14 protein-coding genes are annotated in these 16,298 nt (G+C 63.3%); 2 read left to right on the forward strand and 12 right to left on the reverse strand.

Annotated features, from left to right (window positions below):
• The 3 genes from ISX93_RS11300 to ccoN all read right to left on the reverse strand — a co-directional run.
• The coding region (locus tag ISX93_RS11300; RefSeq protein ID WP_195778840.1) for a cbb3-type cytochrome oxidase subunit 3 at positions 1 to 134 on the reverse strand (134 nt) is incomplete at its 3' end.
• 5 nt (positions 135 to 139) lie between these two features.
• Positions 140 to 751 carry a cytochrome-c oxidase, cbb3-type subunit II gene (gene ccoO, locus ISX93_RS11305; RefSeq protein WP_195777205.1) on the reverse strand — a complete coding sequence of 204 codons (612 nt, stop codon included), beginning with the start codon at positions 749 to 751 and terminating at the stop codon, positions 140 to 142.
• Entirely contained in the window at positions 751 to 2,187 is a 1,437-nt protein-coding gene (ccoN, locus tag ISX93_RS11310; protein WP_195778841.1) for a cytochrome-c oxidase, cbb3-type subunit I, read from the reverse strand. The genes ccoO and ccoN overlap by 1 nt, the downstream gene beginning before the upstream one ends.
• 48 nt (positions 2,188 to 2,235) lie before the next feature.
• Between ccoN and ISX93_RS11315 the strand changes: the two genes are divergently transcribed.
• A complete protein-coding gene (locus tag ISX93_RS11315; RefSeq protein ID WP_374987698.1) occupies positions 2,236 to 2,928 on the forward strand; it encodes an alpha/beta family hydrolase in 693 nt (230 codons plus the stop codon).
• Between the two features lie 4 nt (positions 2,929 to 2,932).
• On the opposite strand, the gene thpR is transcribed toward ISX93_RS11315, so the two are convergent.
• The 5 genes from thpR to ISX93_RS11340 all read right to left on the reverse strand — a co-directional run bounded on the left by thpR (position 2,933) and on the right by ISX93_RS11340 (position 8,021).
• A complete protein-coding gene (gene thpR, locus ISX93_RS11320; protein ID WP_229732174.1) occupies positions 2,933 to 3,442 on the reverse strand; it encodes an RNA 2',3'-cyclic phosphodiesterase in 510 nt (169 codons plus the stop codon).
• A 108-nt stretch (positions 3,443 to 3,550) separates the two neighbouring features.
• Positions 3,551 to 4,054 carry a DUF934 domain-containing protein gene (locus ISX93_RS11325; protein ID WP_195778843.1) on the reverse strand — a complete coding sequence of 168 codons (504 nt, stop codon included), beginning with the start codon at positions 4,052 to 4,054 and terminating at the stop codon, positions 3,551 to 3,553.
• Positions 4,038 to 5,696 carry a nitrite/sulfite reductase gene (locus ISX93_RS11330; RefSeq protein ID WP_195778844.1) on the reverse strand — a complete coding sequence of 553 codons (1,659 nt, stop codon included), beginning with the start codon at positions 5,694 to 5,696 and terminating at the stop codon, positions 4,038 to 4,040. Before ISX93_RS11330 ends, ISX93_RS11325 begins: the two co-directional genes overlap by 17 nt.
• Before the next feature lie 462 nt (positions 5,697 to 6,158).
• Positions 6,159 to 7,022, reverse strand: a complete 864-nt coding sequence (ypfJ, locus tag ISX93_RS11335; RefSeq protein ID WP_195778845.1) for a KPN_02809 family neutral zinc metallopeptidase — start codon at positions 7,020 to 7,022, stop codon at positions 6,159 to 6,161.
• A 147-nt stretch (positions 7,023 to 7,169) separates the two neighbouring features.
• Positions 7,170 to 8,021: an SDR family oxidoreductase gene (locus ISX93_RS11340; RefSeq protein WP_195778846.1), complete on the reverse strand. Its 852-nt coding sequence runs from the start codon at positions 8,019 to 8,021 to the stop codon at positions 7,170 to 7,172.
• A gap of 227 nt (positions 8,022 to 8,248) precedes the next feature.
• Here ISX93_RS11340 and ISX93_RS11345 point away from each other — a divergent pair, with 227 nt between their 5' ends.
• Positions 8,249 to 8,617 (forward strand): hypothetical protein, encoded by a 369-nt coding sequence (locus tag ISX93_RS11345; protein ID WP_195778847.1) that lies wholly within the window; start codon positions 8,249 to 8,251, stop codon positions 8,615 to 8,617.
• A gap of 69 nt (positions 8,618 to 8,686) precedes the next feature.
• On the opposite strand, the gene ISX93_RS11350 is transcribed toward ISX93_RS11345, so the two are convergent.
• From ISX93_RS11350 to uca, 4 genes are all read right to left on the reverse strand, one after another.
• The gene (locus ISX93_RS11350) at positions 8,687 to 9,535 is read right to left on the reverse strand and encodes a DUF4824 family protein (protein ID WP_195778848.1); all 849 of its coding nucleotides are present in this window, start codon (positions 9,533 to 9,535) and stop codon (positions 8,687 to 8,689) included.
• Complete coding sequence (locus ISX93_RS11355; protein WP_195778849.1) at positions 9,532 to 10,608, reverse strand: DUF2157 domain-containing protein; 1,077 nt, start codon at positions 10,606 to 10,608, stop codon at positions 9,532 to 9,534. Before ISX93_RS11355 ends, ISX93_RS11350 begins: the two co-directional genes overlap by 4 nt.
• A 113-nt stretch (positions 10,609 to 10,721) precedes the next feature.
• Complete coding sequence (atzF, locus tag ISX93_RS11360) at positions 10,722 to 12,530, reverse strand: allophanate hydrolase (RefSeq protein ID WP_195778850.1); 1,809 nt, start codon at positions 12,528 to 12,530, stop codon at positions 10,722 to 10,724.
• A 123-nt stretch (positions 12,531 to 12,653) separates the two neighbouring features.
• Positions 12,654 to 16,277: an urea carboxylase gene (gene uca, locus ISX93_RS11365; RefSeq protein ID WP_195778851.1), complete on the reverse strand. Its 3,624-nt coding sequence runs from the start codon at positions 16,275 to 16,277 to the stop codon at positions 12,654 to 12,656.
• Between the last annotated feature and the right edge of the window lie 21 nt (positions 16,278 to 16,298).

Below are 16,298 nucleotides of genomic sequence, written 5' to 3' on the forward strand. Positions count from 1 at the left end.
TCATCGGCGAAGGGCAGGTTGGCCGCTTCGTCGAAGCGCGCCTTGTTCCTGCCGCTGTAGGCCCAGAGGGTCACGCTGACGAAGGCGACCAGCACCAGCAAGGTGCCGAGTCCGCGCAGGGTTCCGATGTCCATCGCGCTTACCGCTTGTTCTTGAGGCTGGTACCCAGCCCCTGCAGGTAGGCGACCAGTGCATCCATTTCGGTCTTGCCCTTGACGGCATCGCCGGCACCGGCGATGTCGGCGTCGGTATACGGCACCCCGAGCGTCTGCATGGCCTGCAGCTTGGCGCCGGTCAGCTTGCCGTCGAGGGTGTTCTCCACCAGCCACGGATAAGCCGGCATGATCGACTCGGGCACCACGTTGCGCGGGTTGTACAGGTGCGCGCGGTGCCAGTCATCCGAGTAACGGCCACCGACGCGGGCCAGGTCCGGGCCGGTACGCTTGGAGCCCCACAGGAACGGGTGATCCCAGACGCTTTCACCGGCGACCGAGTAGTGACCATAACGCTCGGTCTCGGCGCGGAACGGACGGATCATCTGCGAGTGGCAACCGACGCAGCCCTCGCGGATGAAGATGTCGCGGCCTTCCATTTCCAGGGCGGTGCGCGGCTTCATGCCCTCGACCGGGGTGTTGGTGACGTCCTGGAAGAACAGCGGGACGATCTGTACCAGACCGCCGATGCTCACTGCCAGAACCATGAACAGGGCCATCAGGCCGATGTTCTTCTCAAGGATTTCGTGCTTTTTCATCAGTGAGCTACCTCGGGAATCCGCGCATCGGCTTCATATTCGGCAGGATTGGCTGCGCGCACGGTGCGGTAGGTGTTGTAGGCCATGACCAGCATGCCGGTGAAGAAGATGGCACCGCCGATCATGCGCACCACGAAGCCCGGGTGACTGGCTTCCAGTGCCTCGACAAAGGAGTAGGTGAGGGTGCCGTCGGTGTTGACTGCACGCCACATCAGGCCCTGGGCGATGCCGTTGACCCACATCGAGGCGATGTAGAGCACGGTGCCGATGGTGGCCATCCAGAAGTGCGTGTTGATCAGGCCGACGCTGTACATCTGCTCGCGACCGAAGACCTTCGGAATCAGGTGGTAGAGCGCGCCCATCGAGACCATGGCGACCCAGCCGAGGGCGCCGGCGTGTACGTGGCCGATGGTCCAGTCGGTGTAGTGGGACAGGGCGTTGACGGTCTTGATCGCCATCATCGGGCCTTCGAAGGTGGACATGCCGTAGAAGGCCAGCGAGACCACCAGGAAGCGCAGGATCGGGTCGGTACGCAGCTTATGCCAGGCGCCGGAGAGGGTCATCATGCCGTTGATCATGCCGCCCCAGCTGGGTGCCAGCAGGATCAGCGACATCACCATGCCCAGCGACTGCGCCCAGTCCGGCAGCGCGGTGTAGTGCAGGTGGTGCGGACCGGCCCAGATGTACACGGCGATCAGGGCCCAGAAGTGCACGATCGACAGGCGATAGGAGTACACCGGGCGTCCGGCCTGCTTGGGCACGAAGTAGTACATCATGCCGAGGAAGCCGGCGGTCAGGAAGAAGCCCACGGCGTTGTGGCCGTACCACCACTGGATCATCGCGTCGGTGGCGCCGGCATAGACCGAGTAGGACTTGGTCAGGCTGACCGGCAGTTCGATGTTGTTGACGATGTGCAGCAGCGCCACGGTCAGGATGAAGCCGCCGAAGAACCAGTTGCCCACATAAATGTGCTTGGTCTTGCGCTGCATCACGGTGCCGAAGAAGACCACCGCATAGCTGACCCAGACCACGGCGATCAGGATATCGATCGGCCATTCCAGCTCGGCATATTCCTTGGAGGTGGTGATGCCCAGCGGCAACGTCAGCGCCGCCAGCAGGATCACCAGTTGCCAGCCCCAGAAGGTGAAGGTGGCCAGCTTGCCGAAGGCCAGACGGGTCTGGCAGGTGCGCTGTACGGCATAATAGGAGGTGGCGAACAGGGCGCAGCCGCCGAACGCGAAGATCACCGCGTTGGTGTGCAGCGGACGCAGGCGTCCGAAGCTGGTCCAGGGCAGGCCGAGGTTGAGTTCGGGAAAGGCTAGCTGTGCGGCGATCACGACGCCAACAAGCATCCCGACGATCCCCCATATCACCGTCATGATGGCGAATTGGCGGACCACCCCGTAGTTGTAGGTGGTACTGGTTGCTGTGCTCATTTGATGGCTTCCATCCACGTTTTTTTGGCAGAGTGTTTTTGTAACAAGCTGATACTAGGTGAATGGGTGCAAGTGAATATTGACTCGGATCAATGCCGGCAAGCACCGGCGGAACTGATTTTTCTCCAGGATTTCCCGGTAAATCAGCCAGTTGCAGTGCTTTTGCTGGCGCACGGCGCCGGTGCGCCAATGGACAGTCCGTTCATGGGCGCCATCAGCCAGCGGCTGGCAGCCAGCGGCGTGGGTGTGCTGCGTTTCGAGTTTCCCTATATGGCTGCCAGACGCGCGGATGGCGTGCGCCGTCCGCCCAATCCCCAGGCCGCGCTGCTGGACTGCTGGCGCCAGGCCTATCGGCACGCCAGGCAGCGTTATGCGGGGCCGCTGGCGATCGGCGGCAAGTCCATGGGCGGGCGCATGGCCAGCCTGCTGGCGGATGAGCTGGGCGCGGCGGCGCTGATCTGCCTGGGTTATCCGTTCTATGCCGCGGGCAAGCCGGACAAGCCGCGGGTGGCGCATCTGGCCGAGCTGCATACCCCGACCCTGATTGTGCAGGGTGAGCGGGATGCGCTGGGCAATCGCCAGGCAGTCGAAGCGTACCCGCTGTCGCCAGCGATTCGCCTGCACTGGCTGGCGACCGCAGACCATGACCTCAAGCCACTGCAGCGCTCGGGTTTCACCCATGAGCAGTATCTGCAGCAAACCGCCGACAGCGTGGCGCGCTTCCTGCGCGAAGGGTGCTGAATGCTCAGCTGTTCTTGAACAGCGGCCAGCTGGCCAGCGGCCGATAACGTACGCCAGCCGGGGCGGATTCGGAGGTGAACAGGCCGAATTCGCCGGCTTGCCAGGCGAAGGTCGGGGGCATACCGGCCACCGCGGCGCGGCAATGCCGGGCCAGCGTCAGGTGCGGCAGGTACTCGTGCGGCTCGCTGGCGATGCCCAGCGCCAGAAGCTCGGTGCGCAAGCGCTCGGCCAGCGCCAGCAGCGCCTGGGGCGGCTGGCTGGGCGCAAGGAGCAGCACGCCGCCGCTCCAGCGTTGCAGGCGGTCAAGCGCGAGGGTGAAGGCGGGCGTTTCGATGGCTGCCGCCAGCTCGATCAGTTCTGGCAGGCGGGCGCACGGCTGAGTGCCGAGAAAAGCCAGCGTCACATGCAGGTTGGCGGCTGGAACCGGAGTGCCATCGATGCCCAGAGTGTTGCGCCACTCGCTGATGCGAGCAGCAATGGTGGCAGGACAGGCGAGGGCGAAGAACAGGCGCATGCGTCGGGCCTCCATCAAGCAGTGACCGGTGGATGCCGGTCATTACCCGATTAAACCTGTTGCCAGAGGGGAGTGCCAGGGCTTGCAGGTCGGTACCTGCGCCGGCGCTCAGGCAGACTGGCGGCGACGGAACAGCGGCTGTGGCTGGTCGCTGGAGGCCTGATAGACCTCGGAGAAGTCGTTGAAGGCTTGCAGTGCATCCAGCGGGTCCTTGTCCTCGCGCAGGGCAAAGGCATCGAAGCCGCAGCGCTTGAGGGCAAACAACTGGTCGCGCAACACATCGCCGATCGCGCGTATCTCGCCAGTGTAGCCGTAGCGGGTCCGCAGCAGGTAAGCGGTCGAACAGTGGCGACCGTCGGTGAACGCGGGAAAATTCAGGGCAATGACCTGAAAACAGTCCAGCTGCTCGGCGATTTCCTCAATCTCCTCGCCAGCCTCCAGCCACACGCCCAGGCCGCCATCACGGGCCAGCAGGGCTTTGCCGTGATCCACCCACAGGGCCAGCGGCACGATCAGGTCGTCGCAGTTGGAAATGCCGTCGAGCGTGGCGTCCTTCGGCAGCAGATGCCAGGTCTCGTCGAGTACCTGGCCGTTCTTAATGATTCGCTGCATATACGCGCTCCTTGAACGGGTCGACGCCGACGCGGCGGAAGGTGTCGAGGAAACTTTCTTCATCGCTGCGTTGCTCTACATAGACCTTGATGATCTTTTCGATCACGTCGGCCATGTCGGCTTCGGCGAAGGACGGGCCGAGGATCTGTGCCAGGCTGGCGTCGCGCCCGGCGCTGCCACCGAGGGACACCTGGTAGAACTCCTGGCCTTTCTTGTCGACGCCGAGGATGCCGATGTGGCCGACGTGATGGTGGCCGCAGGCGTTCATGCAGCCGGAGATGTTCAGGTCGATATCGCCGATGTCGAACAGGTAGTCGAGGTCAGCGAAGCGGCGCTGGATGGCTTCGGCGATCGGGATCGACTTGGCGTTGGCCAGCGAGCAGAAGTCACCGCCCGGGCAACAGATGATGTCGGTCAGCAGGCCCACGTTCGGCGTGGCGAAGCCCAGTTCGCGCAACTCGCCCCACAGGCTGAACAGCTGCTGCTGCTCGACGTCGGCGAGGATGATGTTCTGGTTATGGCTGTTGCGCACTTCGCCGAAACTGTAACGCTCGGCCAGGTCGGCGATGGCATCCAGCTGCTTGTCGGTGACATCCCCGGGCGCGGTGCCGGTGGGCTTCAGCGACAGGGTCACGGCCACATAGCCGGGGCGCTTGTGGGCGAAGGTGTTGCGCTGGCGCCAGCGGGCAAAGCCCGGATGCTCGGCATCGAGCTGGGCGAGGGCGGCATCCTGGTCGGTCAGCGTGCGGTAGGCCGGGTCGACGAAATGGGCCGAGACACGTGCCACTTCAGCTTCGGTCAGGGTGGTCGGGCCATCCTTGAGGTACGCCCACTCGGCATTGACGCGCTCGGCGAAGACTTCCGGGGTCAGCGCCTTGACCAGGATCTTGATCCGCGCCTTGTACTTGTTGTCGCGGCGGCCATAGCGGTTGTACACGCGCAGGATGGCGTCGAGGTAGGACAACAGGTGCTGCCACGGCAGGAATTCGTTGATAAAGCTGCCTACGACGGGTGTTCTGCCCAATCCGCCACCGACGGAAACACGGAAGCCCAGTTCGCCGGCGGCGTTGCGTACCGCTTCCAGGCCGATGTCATGCACTTCGATGGCGGCGCGGTCGCTGACGGCACCGTTCACGGCGATTTTGAACTTGCGCGGCAGGTGGGTGAACTCGGGGTGGAAGGTCGACCACTGGCGGATGATCTCGCACCAGGGACGCGGGTCGACGATCTCGTCTTTGGCCACGCCGGCGAACTGGTCGGTGGTGGTGTTGCGGATGCAGTTGCCGCTGGTCTGGATCGCGTGCATCTGCACCGTCGCCAGTTCGGCGAGAATGGCCGGCACATCCTCCAGCTCCGGCCAGTTGAACTGCACGTTCTGCCGGGTACTGATGTGCGCGTAGCCCTTGTCGTAGTCGCGGGCGATCTTCGCCATCATGCGCACCTGGGCGGACGACATCAGGCCGTAGGGCACCGCAACCCGCAGCATCGGCGCGTAGCGCTGGATATACAGGCCATTCTGCAGGCGCAGCGGGCGGAACTCTTCGCCCGACAGTTCACCCGCGAGATAACGGCGGGTCTGGTCGGCGAACTGCTTGACGCGTTCATCGACGATCTGTTGGTCGTATTGATCGTATACGTACATGAAATGTCCTGTGTCCGGCTGCTACAGTGGATCTGCGCCAGCAGTGGCGCGCCCCATACCTTGGAGCCGGCGCAAGATACCAGCTCATGGATATGCGCAAAAGTGATGTTTTAATCTAAAGGTAAAGCTTCTGGTTATATCTACCGGGCTATTTGTTGCGCTACAGCTTGAGTACAACGCGCTACTGGGTTTTACTCCAGTGGCTGGAATTTCGAATCATCACAACAACAAGAGAAAGCCATGAGCGAACCATCCCAAGTCGTAAACAATGACAGCCTCGTTGATGCCCGTGCCATTTTCGTCATTATCATGCTCGTTGTGGCCACTGCACTGTTCTGGGTAAGCAATCAGTAGGCTTGCGCTAAATCATCCGGATGCACCAAGGCCCATGCAGCTGAACAACCTGCATGGGCCTTGGTGCTTCTGCCCGCGGTCAAGCCAGTGACTGGCACTAGCGTGATTTCAAAGCCGGGCTGCGGCAAAGGTGTTGCAGCGCCCCGGATCACCCTTGTCAAAGCCTTGCCTGAACCAGTGCACCCGCTGTGCCGAAGTGCCGTGGGTGAAGGCGTCGGGCATAACTGTGCCGCGGGCCTGTTTCTGCAATCGATCGTCACCGATGGCGTTCGCGGCAGTCAGGGCTTCTTCAAGGTCGCCGGGCTCCAGCCATTGCAACTGTTGTTGCGCAAAAAATGCCCAGGTGCCAGCCAGACAGTCCGCCTGCAGCTCCTGGCGCACCAGCAGGCCGTCGGCACCTTCCAGTCGTCGGCCCTGCTGCCGGGCCCGCTGGATCTTCTCGGTCAGCCCGCTGATGGTTTGCACATGATGGCCGACTTCGTGGGCAATCACGTAGGCCTGGGCGAAGTCGCCGGCAGCGGCGAAGCGCTGTTCCAGTTCGCGGAAGAAATCCAGATCCAGATAGATCTGCTGATCAGCCGTGCAGTAGAAGGGGCCGCTGGCCGAACTGGCCATGCCGCAGGCTGAACTGACGCTGCCCTTGAACAGCACCAGTTTGGGTTGCGGGTAGTGCTTGCCCAGCAATTGCCCCCAGACATCTTCGGTACTGCCGAGGATCGCGCGCACAAATTCACGCTGCGGATCTGACGTGGCCGGTGCCTGCGTGCTGCGCGTTGCCGCAGGGGGTGCCGAAACACCCGCCTGGCCCAGCAATTGCCCGAGGATTTGCATGGGGTCCTGGCCCATCAGCAAGCCGACCACCACCACGATGGCCACGCCCGTCAGGCTCAAGCGGCCACCACGACGCATGCCGCGCGCACCACCGCCTGCATCTACCACGTTGTCACTGCGACGACCACGTTCCCAGCGCATGCGCTGTCTCCTGATCCCGGGCCATTGACTGATCAGCCCGCTGCCATGCGAGCTTGGGCAGATAACTCAAGGCTGTCCAGCGGGCATGCCTTCAATCCAGCATCCAGTGGCTGCGCAGAGCCGCGTCTGGCAGTGCTTGCAGGTTTGCTACTGCAAGCGCTCCAGGCCACCGATGGTCTTGAGCATGATGCCGTCGAGCACGCGGTCCGGCAGCACCTTGCGCAGGTGCCACAAACCAACCAGCGGGTAGCGGGTCTTGGGGCTAGAAGCTTCGAGGGCATCGACGATGGCGTTGATGACAACGCTAATGGGTTTGGCCTTTTCCAGTTCGCGATCAACAACGCCGACTAAATTCTGCATGGCCTGGGCATAATCGGTGCCGTCGTAGCGATGGTCTTGCGCAGATTTAGGGCTCTTATCCCAGATAGGTGTCTTGATCGAGCCCGGTTCGATGGCGCTGACCTTGATGCCATAGAGGTTCAGCTCGCGGCGCATGCCATCGGTGAGGGCTTCGAGGGCGTGCTTGGAGACTGCATAGGTAGCGAGCATCGGAAAGGTAGTACCGCCACTGATCGAGCTCATGTTGATGATGCGCCCCGGTGCGTGCGGGCAGTTGCGGCGCCCACCCAGCAGGGGCAGGAAGGCCTGGGTCACTGCCAGTACGCCCACCACGTTGATCTCGAACACCTGACGGAATTCACTCAAAGGCAGATGCATCAACGGTCCGGTGTGCGCTACGCCGGCATTGTTGATCAAACCGGCAATGCCGTTATCGCCGACGAAGGCGCGCACTTGCTCGACGGCTGCCGGTAGTGCCTGGTGGTCAGTGACATCAAACAGCAGTGGGGTGAATGACTGCCCGAGTTCGGTTTGCACGCGCTGGCCGTCGGATTCCTTGCGGACGCTGCCAAACACGTGATAACCGCGTGCGATAAGTTCCTTGGCGGCCGCATAGCCAAAGCCGGTGGATACACCGGTGATTACGACAGTCTTCTTCATGATTGCTCCTTGGTGTGTTTGGCAAGCGGTTTTTCCAGAAGCACAAACGATGTGCTGCTTCTGCATCCTCGCCAGTTTCATGCTCTGGCATCATTGCAGCTATCGAAATTCCGCAAACACGCCATATACATCTGGTTTGCGGAATTTAGATAGCGCAATGGATCGAGTGAGCCAACACTGAAATAAGTCTTGCCATCTATTGTCCCGCTCACCAAGGAGAGCCAACCATGAAATTTCCCATGATCCATACCGACGACCAGGGCGAAACCCACTTCGGGGCGCAAGACGTGCCGGACACCGAAACTGCGTTTGGGCCGCCGCCAAACCCTACGGGCCGTCTGGCCGATTTTGGCCCAGCCACGAACATGTTTGTTTTTTCAATTCCCGGGGGCACCGACGTTCCGTCCCACAATGCGCCGCACCCTTATGTATGCATCGTTTTGTCGGGCCGGCTTGAGGCCGAGGTCAGCGATGGCGAGGTGCGCCAATTCGGCGCGGGAGATCTGTTGTTCTGTAACGACCTGACAGGCAAAGGGCACATCACCCGTGCCCTTACGGATGCCACTGCAGCCTTCATCAACCGTCCCGGTGCCTGACTGATTGCCGGTCAGGTCGGGCAGCATCCGGATAATTCAGCCCGGGCTTGTTGTCCTCGGGCTTGCTGATCAGGGCTGTCCAGCTCGCATGCCTTGAATCCAGGGTTCCAGCCGCTGGCCAAAGGCGACTTCGGCGTTGAACAGCCGGTCGCCGCCAGGCTGCGGAAAATCGGCCTGGGCCGTGCGCCGGGGCAGGCGGGAGAACAGCGCATGCCAGCGATGCGGCAGGTTGATGCTGGCGGCCACCGGAATCTCCGCCGATCCGCCGATCCGCCAGCGATTGTTTTCCCGCCAGCCCCAGGCACTGATCCTGCCGTGCAGGATGGCATAGCGCTGCCGGTCCGGGTAACGCGCACGCAGCGTCGCCAGGTCCTGTCCGGCATCGATGATGAACAGGCGGCTGGCCCCGGTTTGCTCGCGTTGCAGGTCTTCGCGGGCCTGTTTGTGAGCCTTGCGCAGGTCCTGGTTGTCTGGCATGGCTGCCAGGGCCAGTGTGCTTTGTTCCAGTTTCTGCTGGGCCCGTTGCAGTTGCTGCTGATACAGCGGACCGTCGAATTCGAGCACCAGCAAGCCATCGCGGTCGAGCTGGCGCCGATAGCTGCGCACTGACGCGTCATCCAGTTGCGCGGGAACGCTGAAGCCCAGCTCGGCCATCTTGGCCGGTGGCAGCTGGTGCAGGCCGCTGTCGCTATAGTCATTGAAGGTTGCCGCCGGCCAGCGATACTCCAGGCGCAGGGCGATGCCGCTGTTGTCCTTGTGCCAGTAGCCGTAGTTCGTAGCCAGTTCGCGCGCGGACAGCTGCAACTGGCTATCGGCCGGTTCGCTGCGGTTCCAGGCGACCCCGGCCAGGGCGATGGCGTTGACCAGCAGGATCAGGCCGATGCCGGTAATGAGGTGATGGCTGCGTGTCCACTTCATTGGGCAGTACCCCCGAGCAGTCCGTTGGTCCTGCGCAGGCGGCGCAGGATCAGCAGGATCAGCACGGCAGTCAGGCCCAGCAGCAGGAAGAACAGGTACTTGGGCATGCTTGCCCACCACCAGTCGAACAGCTTGGTGTAGAGAAAGATGACGAAGAAGGTCAGCCCGGTGTTGACCACGTCCGTCCAATCGCGGCGTATCCCGAGCCAGATCACCGCGGCTGCAGCGGCAAACCCGAGCAGTTGGTAGGCTGCCTCGATGCGGCTGGCGGGATAGTCGAAATAGCTGGCATCGCCCCAGTTGGCCAGTACCAGGATGGGCAGGAACAGCGCCAGCAGGCCGAATACGCGATACACCACTGCAAAACCGTCAAACCGCTGCTGCCCGATCAGCAGTGGCACGCTGAATATCAGCCAGCCCGCCGGCAGGAAATTTTCCGGCCGCTCGCCGAAACCCAACCAGTAGATCCCGCCCCAGGTCCCGACCCGCGCCGCGATGAACGCCAGCACGCAGAGAATGCCGGCGGCCAGCAAGAGCCGCGCCTGGGTCGCATAGGCCAGCAGCAGGGCATAGGCGGCCCAGGGCAGCAGGGCCTTGTCGGAAGGCGTGATGTTGAAGATCTGCCCAAGCATGGCGATGTTCAGCACGAAGCAGGCAAAGGCCACCAGCGCCGCGAGCTTGCTGAAGTAGCCGGAGCTGTCGCGCGCCTGCACCCAGAGGGTCAGGCCGAAGGTGAGCAGGCTGGCGGCAAGCAGAAGCACCGTCTGGACCGTTTCGCCGAACAGCCCCCAGAACTGGTAGAACAGGAAAAACACGCTGGCAGCCAGCGCCAGCGCGCCGAGAAACGAGGCAATGCGCATGCCCAGCGACAGTTGCCGGGCCTGGCGGTTCTGGTCGATGTCGAAGGCGCTGCGGTAGCGTGCCAGCAAGGCCTGCTGATGGCTGCGCAAGTCCGCCTGCTGCTGGGGGCTGAGCTGCAGCACCTGCTCGGCCTGCAGGCGGTCCAGCTCACGGTTGAACACGCCGATATCGTCGGCGCGTTGCTGGGCATCGCTGCGGTTGCTGACAGGCATGGCGGTCCTTGCTGCGGTACGCCGGCAGTGGCGCGTGCAAGGACTCTAGCGACAAAGGCCGGCATCTGCCAAGCCGGCTACTGGCAGCCGGCGCTGACCAGCGCGGGCCGGCTTTAGCGATTCGCCTTGCTGCGCAGGAAGGCGCGCCAGCCGCCGAAGTGCGTGATGTCACTGGCGCCAGCCAGGCCATAGGGTTCGCAGATAAAGCCGGTTTCCCAGCGGCCGTCGGCCAGCTGTACCTTGCCCAACCCCAGTGGTGCCGGGATGCCGGTGAGGAACGAGCCCAGCTCACTGCTGGGCAGTTCCCAGACTTCCACTTCGATAGCCACACCACCTTCGGTGACCCGCAGCATGCCTGGCCGAAATGGCGGTCCACCGGCGAGGGCGTAAAGCTGATAGTCCGGCGAGCTGTGGGTGGCTTCGAGCAAGCGGCCGCCACGCTGTTTGAGCTGCCAGTTCAGCGGCAAACCATCCAGATGCGCGCCGCAGACCACCACCCGGGCCCTGTCGTTGCGCGCCGGATTAGCCGGCGCTGGGGCGTCGAGGGTCCGCTTGCCACACAAGGGCAACGCCGTTTGCCGCTGCAGGGCTGCGGCCAGGCTGAGCAGGTACTGGTCGGTAAAGACCCGCCCGAACAGCGTCACGCCCCAGGGCAGGCCATTGGCCATAAACCCGGCGGGCACGGCGACGGCGGCGTAGTCGAGCATGTTCATGAAGTTGGTGTAGTAGCCCAGATCCGAGTTGCGCTGCACCGGTGCGGCGGCCAGCTCGGCCAAGGTAACCGGGCGCGGGTAGGCCGGTGTCAGCACGCAGTCGAGATCAGCCATGAGCTGATCGCAGATGGCCTTGAGTGCTTGCAGGTGGTATTGGGCGCGGAAGGTGTCAACGCCGCTGACGTCCGGCGCTTTCTCCAGCACGGCGCGAATCACCGGCAGCACGGCCTCCGGCTGCTGTTCGATCAGCGCCCCGGCGACGCTGTAACGCTCGGCCACCCAGGGGCCGGCATACAACAGACGGGCGGCTTCGAGGAAGGGCGCGAAGTCGATCTCGACTGCTTCGCCACCCAGCGCCTGCAGCTGCTCAACGGCCGCGGCAAACAGTGCCGGGCTTTCCGCGCAACCGAGAAATTCCAGTTGTCTGGGTACGCCAAAGCGGAATGTCCGGATGGCGCCGAAGGCACTGCCATCATTCCACAGCGGATTGCTGCGGCTGTACTCGTCGCTCTCGTCCAGTTTGGCGGTCAGCGCCAGCAACTGGCTGGCCTCGGCTGCGCTGGCGGTGAAATAGGTCACGCAGTCCAGACTGCGGCAGGCCGGGACCACGCCAGCGGTGGAGAGCAATCCTTTGCTGGCCTTGAGCCCAACCAGATTGTTCAGCGCTGCCGGCACCCGGCCCGAGCCTGCGGTGTCGGTACCCAGCGCAAAGCTGGCTACGCCGAGTGCCACTGCCAGTGATGAGCCGGCACTGGAGCCGCCGGACGGGTAGTCCGGGTGCACACTGTTGCGGCAAGCGCCGTAAGGCGAGCGTGTGCCGTTGAGACCGGTGGCGAACTGGTCGAGGTTGGTCTTGCCCAGTGGAATGGCGCCCAAAGCGATCAGCTGCTCGACAATGGTTGCACTGCGCTCAGGCACATAGGTGAAGGCGGGGCAGGCGGCGGTGGTCGGCACGCCGGCCAGGTCGATATTGTCCTTGATGGCAAAGGGCACGCCGTACAGCGGCAAGTCGGCCGGCGATTTGCCGTCCAGCGCGGCCAGGTAGGGTTCCAGTTGTTCTTCGCTGCACAGGTGAATGAACAGGTTGAATTCTGGATTAAGCGCAGCGGCGCGTTTGCATAGACTGTGGATCAGCGTGCGCGGAGTCAGGCTGCCGTTGCTGTAGGCGGTTTTCAGTGCGCTCAGGCGTAGATCGGATGGGTGTTTCATTCTCAGTCTCCTCGCGTAGGTTGGGTTGAGCCGCAAAGCGGCGAAGCCCAACTAACGGTGCTGTGTACAAATCGTTGGGCTTCGCTTTGCTCAACCCAACCTACGCAATCTTGGGGGGCAGCCTCAGGCTTCTTCGAGAACGACCACCCGCTGGCCGGCACGCACCGGCGAGCCAGGCTGTACGCGCACCTCGCGCACCACACCATCGCGCGGGGCGAGCAGGGGGATTTCCATCTTCATCGACTCCAGAATCACCAGCACATCGCCAGCCTTGACCGCGCTGCCTTCCGCCACCTGCACCTGCCAGAGGTTACCGGCGATATGGCTTTCGATTGAATGCTGGCCATGCCCCAGCGGACTGTCCTCACCAAGGTCGGCTGCGACTTCTTCACTGTCGAAATGCGCCTGTCCGGACTCGATCCAGCGCTGGCGTTCGGCATCGAATGCGCCACGCTGCTGCTGCCGGAAAGCAGCAATACCCTCGGCTTCTTCGGCGAGAAACTCCTGATAGTCGGCCAGCTTCAGCTCGCTCTCTTCGATGCGCAGTTGATAGCGGCCGAGCGGGAAATCGCGGCGGATCTGCAGCAGTTCCTCGGCCCCCACCGGGTAGAAGCGGATCTGGTCGAAGAAGCGCAGCAGCCAGGGCTTGCCGTTGAACGCGGCGACTTCGCGGTAGCGGTTCCACATCTGCAGGGTGCGGCCAACGAACTGGTAGCCGCCGGGACCTTCCATGCCATACACGCACATATAGGCGCCGCCGATGCCCACCGAGTTTTCCGCGGTCCAGGTGCGCGCCGGGTTGTACTTGGTGGTGACTAGGCGGTGCCGCGGGTCCAGCGGCGTGGCCACCGGGGCACCGAGGTATACATCGCCCAGACCCATCACCAGATAGCTGGCGTCGAACACGGTTTTGTAGACCTCAGCAAGGTTGGGCAAGTCGTTGATACGGCGGATGAACTCCAGATTGCTCGGACACCAGGGCGCGTCCTTGCGCACCGTGGTCATGTACTTCTCGATGGCTAGTTGGCAGGCCGGGTCGTCCCAGGACAGCGGCAGGTGCACGATGCGCGAGGGCACCTTGAGGTCTTGCGCATTGCACACTGCATCCCACTCGCCGGCGACGGTGTCCAGCAGTTGCTGCAGGGACAGTGTTTCCGGCTGGTAGTGCACCTGCAGCGAGCGGATGCCCGGGGTGAGGTCAATCACACCCTCCATTGCCTTGGCTTCCAGCGCCTGCATCAACGCATGGCCACGGAAGCGCAGCACCAGATCCAGCTCCGGAGCGCCGATTTCCAGCAACAGGTGGGTGTCGCCGGAGAGGCGGGCGACCAGACGTTTATCGGCTGTGCCGATATCCAGCACGATGGGGCTCCGTAGCCCGGATGAAATCCGGGGGCAGTTGGTGGGATCTTCCCCGGATTGCATCCGGGCTACGAGGTCGTGGGTTTCGGCGTTACGCGCCAGCATCAATTCCCGCGCCATAGCAATATCCACCGGCACAAAGCGCACCTTGTCGCCCGACTTGAGCTGCCCCAGCTGCCACAGGTCGGCCTCGATGATGGTCACCGGGCAGACGAAGCCGCCCAGGCTCGGACCGTCCGGGCCGAGGATCACCGGCATGTCGCCGGTGAAGTCCACCGCGCCGATCGCGTACGGGTTGTCATGGATGTTCGACGGATGCAGACCGGCTTCGCCGCCGCTGTCGCGGACCCACTCCGGCTTGGGTCCGATCAGGCGCACGCCGGTGCGGCTGGAATTGAAATGCACTTCCCAGTCGGTGGCGAGGAAGGTATCGATATAGGCCGGAGTGAAGTATTCCGGTGCGCCGTGGGGGCCGTAGATCACGCGGATTTCGCGGACGGCGGTCAGGGCGGTGCATAGCTCGGCGGGCAGTTGTGCGCCGTTGCCTGCATCACTCAATGCCGGGATATGCAGCACATCGCCAGCGCGCAGCGCGCGGCCGCCGTGACCGCCGAACTGGCCGAGAGTGAAGGTGCTTTTGCTGCCCAGATAATCCGGCACCTGCAGGCCGCCGCGCAGGGTGAGGTAAGACCTTGCGCCGCTACCGGCAATGGTGCCCAGACTCAGCGTGCTGCCGGCCTTGATCAGCAGCGCCGTATTCATCGGCTGTTCGACACCGTCAATACTCAGCGGAATCGCCGCCCCGGTCACCGCCACTACGGCATCGGTGTTGAAGCGCAGCAACGGGCCGCTCATGGTGATTTCCAGACCGGCTTCTCCTGCTGCATTACCCAGCAGGCGGTTGCCCAGCCGCAAAGCGCGGTCGTCCATCGGCCCCGACGGTGGCACGCCGACCGCCCAGTAGCCGAGGCGACCGGGGTAATCCTGCACCGTGGTCTGGGTGCCGGCGGACAGCACTTCAAAGGTGTGCGCCATATAACGCAGGCCTTCCAGACATCGCGTCCACGGCGCACCGCTGGCGAAGGGCGCGTCGGCCAGAATCTGCCGCAGGTAATCACGGTTGCTTTCCACACCGTACAACAGCGAGTCAGCCAGTGCCTGACTGAGCGCGGCACTGGCCTGCTCGCGGGTGGGCGCCCAGCTGATCAGCTTGGCGATCATCGGGTCGAAGTAGGGCGGAATCTCGCAACCGGCTTCCACCCAGGTGTCGATGCGCAGGTGTTTGCCATCGGCCTTTGGGAAGTTCACCGCAGTGAGCAGGCCGGGGCAGGGCTGGAAGTCGCGGCCGGGATCTTCGGCGTACAGGCGCGCCTGCACCGCGTGGCCGCTGGGCTGCAGGCTGTTGGCCAGTTCGGCCAGTGGCGGCAGATCACCGGCGGCCAGTTCGATCATCCAGCGCACCAGATCAACGCCCCAGACCTGTTCGGTGACGCCGTGCTCGACCTGCAGACGGGTGTTCACCTCCAGAAAATAGAACTGACAGGCGTCACTGTCATAGACGAATTCGACGGTGCCGGCGCTGCGGTAGCTGACCGCCTTGGCCAGCTTGAGCGCCGCCGCGCAGAGTTCTTCGGCCATGCCGGCCGGCAGGTTGGGCGCCGGGGTTTCTTCCAGCACTTTCTGGTTACGCCGCTGCACCGAGCAGTCGCGTACGCCGAGGGTCAGTACTTCGCCACGGCCGTCGCCGAATACCTGCACTTCGAGGTGGCGGGCGCGCTGGATGTACTTTTCGATGAACACGCCGGAGTCGCTGAAGTTGTTCTGCCCCAGTCTTTTCACGGTCTCGAAGGCATCGGCCAGTTCGGCGGCGCTGTTACATACTCGCATGCCGATGCCGCCACCGCCGGCGGTGCTTTTCAGCATCACCGGGTAGCCGACCTGTGCTCCTGCGACCAGTGCGGCGTCGAGGTTTTCCAGCAGTTCGGTGCCTTCCAGCATTGGCACGCCATGCTGCTTGGCCAGCGCGCGGGCGGTGTGCTTGAGGCCGAACACGCGCAGTTGTTCCGGCGTTGGCCCGACAAAGGCAATCCCGGCGGCTTCACAGGCTTCGGCAAAGGCGGCGTTTTCGGAGAGGAAACCGTAGCCGGGGTGAATGGCCTTGGCACCGGTCTGCTTAGCCACGGCGAGAATTTTCTCGACTACCAGATAGGTGTTGGCCGCCGGACCTTCACCGAGGCTGAGGGCTTCATCGGCCTGCTGGATATGCAGGCTGGCGGCATCGGCCTCGGAGTACACGGCCACGCCTTTGACGTCGAGCGCATGCAGGGTGCGCAGAATGCGGCAGGCAATCGCGCCACGGTTGGCGATCAGCAGTTTTTCGAACATCTCATTGCCCTCGGAAGGGAA

Source organism: Pseudomonas sp. N040 (assembly GCF_015637705.1).
GTDB lineage: Bacteria > Pseudomonadota > Gammaproteobacteria > Pseudomonadales > Pseudomonadaceae > Aquipseudomonas.

Coding starts and splice junctions, on each gene's coding strand:
- ccoO (WP_195777205.1), bottom strand. CDS start 751: ATGAAAAAGCACGAAATCCTTGAGAAGAACATCGGCCTGATGGCCCTG.
- ccoN (WP_195778841.1), bottom strand. CDS start 2,187: ATGAGCACAGCAACCAGTACCACCTACAACTACGGGGTGGTCCGCCAA.
- thpR (WP_229732174.1), bottom strand. CDS start 3,442: ATGCGCCTGTTCTTCGCCCTCGCCTGTCCTGCCACCATTGCTGCTCGC.
- ISX93_RS11325 (WP_195778843.1), bottom strand. CDS start 4,054: ATGCAGCGAATCATTAAGAACGGCCAGGTACTCGACGAGACCTGGCAT.
- ISX93_RS11330 (WP_195778844.1), bottom strand. CDS start 5,696: ATGTACGTATACGATCAATACGACCAACAGATCGTCGATGAACGCGTC.
- ypfJ (WP_195778845.1), bottom strand. CDS start 7,022: ATGCGCTGGGAACGTGGTCGTCGCAGTGACAACGTGGTAGATGCAGGC.
- ISX93_RS11340 (WP_195778846.1), bottom strand. CDS start 8,021: ATGAAGAAGACTGTCGTAATCACCGGTGTATCCACCGGCTTTGGCTAT.
- ISX93_RS11345 (WP_195778847.1), top strand. CDS start 8,249: ATGAAATTTCCCATGATCCATACCGACGACCAGGGCGAAACCCACTTC.
- ISX93_RS11350 (WP_195778848.1), bottom strand. CDS start 9,535: ATGAAGTGGACACGCAGCCATCACCTCATTACCGGCATCGGCCTGATC.
- ISX93_RS11355 (WP_195778849.1), bottom strand. CDS start 10,608: ATGCCTGTCAGCAACCGCAGCGATGCCCAGCAACGCGCCGACGATATC.
- atzF (WP_195778850.1), bottom strand. CDS start 12,530: ATGAAACACCCATCCGATCTACGCCTGAGCGCACTGAAAACCGCCTAC.
- uca (WP_195778851.1), bottom strand. CDS start 16,277: ATGTTCGAAAAACTGCTGATCGCCAACCGTGGCGCGATTGCCTGCCGC.